3 protein-coding genes are annotated in these 2,406 nt (G+C 71.3%); 2 read left to right on the top strand and 1 reads right to left on the bottom strand.

The window, feature by feature from the left end; genetic code table 11:
* The coding region (locus VJS38_RS18540) for a chloride channel protein (RefSeq protein WP_324089632.1) at positions 1–1,095 on the bottom strand (1,095 nt) is incomplete at its 3' end.
* A 135-nt stretch (positions 1,096–1,230) separates the two neighbouring features.
* Between VJS38_RS18540 and VJS38_RS18535 the strand changes: the two genes are divergently transcribed.
* Both VJS38_RS18535 and VJS38_RS18530 read left to right on the top strand, forming a co-directional pair.
* Positions 1,231–1,869: an HAD hydrolase-like protein gene (locus tag VJS38_RS18535; RefSeq protein ID WP_324089631.1), complete on the top strand. Its 639-nt coding sequence runs from the start codon at positions 1,231–1,233 to the stop codon at positions 1,867–1,869.
* A 142-nt stretch (positions 1,870–2,011) separates the two neighbouring features.
* Positions 2,012–2,251: a DUF3297 family protein gene (locus VJS38_RS18530; protein ID WP_324089630.1), complete on the top strand. Its 240-nt coding sequence runs from the start codon at positions 2,012–2,014 to the stop codon at positions 2,249–2,251.
* Positions 2,252–2,406 lie beyond the last annotated feature (155 nt).

Here is a 2,406-nt window from a genome sequence, read left to right as displayed (position 1 = left end):
GGTGAAGCCCAGTAGCCGCGCATAGATCTGACCGACCAGCGAGCCCAGGAACAGCGAGGCGAAGAACAGGCCGCCGCGGAAGCCGGTGCTCAGCGCGACGACCGAGGCCAGGGCCTTCAGCAGCAGCACCGTCGCCAGGCCCGCCACCGGCACGACGAAGAACAGGTCGCGGTGCAGCGCCCCGTGACCGGACGAGAGGGTCTGCGGCGAGGCCAGCGCCAGGCCCGCCAGCACGAAGCCGCCGGCCATGAACCGCACCGGCGTCGGCATGGGCACGCTGCGAATCAGCTGCTCGCCGCGCGCGACCAGCAGCATCATCACGATCGCGAAGATGGCGCAGATCGCGCCCAGGCCGCCGTAGAGCGCATAGTCGGAGATGGTCGGCGACTGGGTGACGCTGACGTGGATGGCGTAGGAATCGGCGCCCATCGCCGAGGCGGCGAAGGCGGCGGCCAGGCAGGCGGCGGCGACCGGGGCGATCATCGAGGGCGCATAGGAGCCGATCACCACCTCGAAGGCGTAGAAGGCCCCGGCCAACGGCGCGCCGAACGCGGCGCCGATCGCAGCGCCCGCGCCCGCGCCCACCAGGGTGCGCAGCTCGTGCCGCCGCAGCCGCAGCCGCTGGCCGAGCGAGGACGCCAGCCCACCGCCGGCCTGGGCGTAGGCGGCCTCCAGGCCCACTGAGGCGCCGAAGCCGTTGGAGATCAGGGTCTGCAGGCAAATCACCAGGCTGGCGCGCAGCGACATCCGCCCGCCGTAGAGGGAGTTGGCCTCGACGACGTCGATGATCGGCCGGCTCTTCCAGAAGCCGAGCAGATAGCCGAGCCCGGCCAGCACCAGGCCGCCCACCGGCAGCCAGAGCACGCCCGCGGGCGCGACATGGGCCATGGCGCTCAGGCGGGCGTCGGGGGTGATGCCGTAGAGCCGCTCCTGCAGGGCGTGGGCCAGGCGCGCCTGGATCACCGCCATGAGTCCGGCGGCGACGCCGACGACGATCGAGAGGCCGATGAACCAGGCCTCGCTCGCCCGGAACCGCGCGCGCAGCCAGGCCAGCGGTCGCGTGGAAAGCGTCGGCAGCGGCGCGAAGGCGGTCATCGGCCCCGCACCTTGCACCGCTTTCGCGGCTCGGGCGATAGGGGCCTGCGACATCGAATTCCTTAACCGGGTCTGAACGCGGACTTGACCTGGGCCCGGTGCAGGCTTAGGCGCAGCGGCTCCGAAATCCACCGCGTGCGGGCCTGCATGTACAAGCTGGTGATCTTCGACTTCGACGGGACGCTCGCCGACAGCGCCCGGTGGATGGCCCGGGAGATCAACCCGCTGGCGCGGCGTTTCGGCTTCCGGCAGGTGAGCGAGGCCGAGATCGAGACCCTGCGCGGCTGCGACACCCGTCAGATCCTCGACCGCCTGGGCGTGCCGGGCTGGAAGCTGCCGTTCATCGCCCGCCACCTGCGCCGGCGGCTCTCGCAGGAGGCGGAGACCATCCAGCTGTTCCCGGGCGCCAAATCGCTGCTGCGCCGCCTGGCCGGCCAAGGGGTGGTGCTGGGGCTGGTCAGCTCCAACTCGGCGCAGAACGTGCGCCGCATCCTGGGCCCGGAGGCCGCCGCGCTCATCGAGCACTACGAGTGCGGCGCGACCCTGTTCGGCAAGGCGGCCAAGTTCCGCAAGGTCGTGCGCCGCGCGCGGGTGAAAAACGCCGAGACCCTCTGCATCGGCGACGAGACCCGCGACATCGAGGCGGCGCGCGAGGCGGGCCTGGCCTGCGGCGCGGTGGCCTGGGGCTACGCCCATCGCGAGGCCCTGGCGCGGCGCGCGCCGACGTGGCTGTTCGAGACCCCCGACGACGTGGCCGACCGCCTGGCGGCCTGAGCCCCTGAGCATTCGGCGGTTCGAATGAACCGCCGAATGCTCATGAGTCGCTACGCCGAACCGGCGTCCACTTCGGCGGCGAATGGTCGGCCTCGTCGCCGGCGGCTTGATCGTTTGGCCGGCTCGTGAGACAGCGTCGGCCATGAGCGAGACCCCGCCCGACCGGCTTTCGACCAACCCTGACAGCCCCTACTACGACGCCGACGTGCTCGCCCGGAACGTGGGCGTGCGCTTCCGCGGCGAGGAAAAGACCAACGTCGACGAGTACTGCGTCTCGGAAGGCTGGGTGCGGCTCGCCCTCGGCGACAAGCGCGACCGTCACGGGCGGCCGCTGACCATGAAGCTTAACGGCGCGGTCGAGCCCTACTTCCGCCAGGGTTGACCCTTATCCTGGCGGGGCCTGCGCCATTCGGTCGCAGCCCTGCGACGTCCGATCCCGGCGCGCGCGCCGAAAAGGGATGACATACCTTCGTCATCAAGACGGGGGATGCAGGAATGTTCGACCTGACTGTGGTCGCCCGGGGCGGCCGGTGGGTT

It is taken from the genome of Phenylobacterium sp., assembly GCF_035276905.1.
Classification (GTDB): domain Bacteria; phylum Pseudomonadota; class Alphaproteobacteria; order Caulobacterales; family Caulobacteraceae; genus Phenylobacterium.
The sequence above is the reverse complement of the archived record's forward strand: the minus strand, read 5'-3'. Positions and strand labels throughout refer to the sequence as shown.

What these genes read in the sequence shown, in the direction of transcription:
- VJS38_RS18530 (WP_324089630.1), top strand. Translation starts at nt 2,012, where the DNA reads ATGAGCGAGACCCCGCCCGACCGGCTTTCGACCAACCCTGACAGCCCC.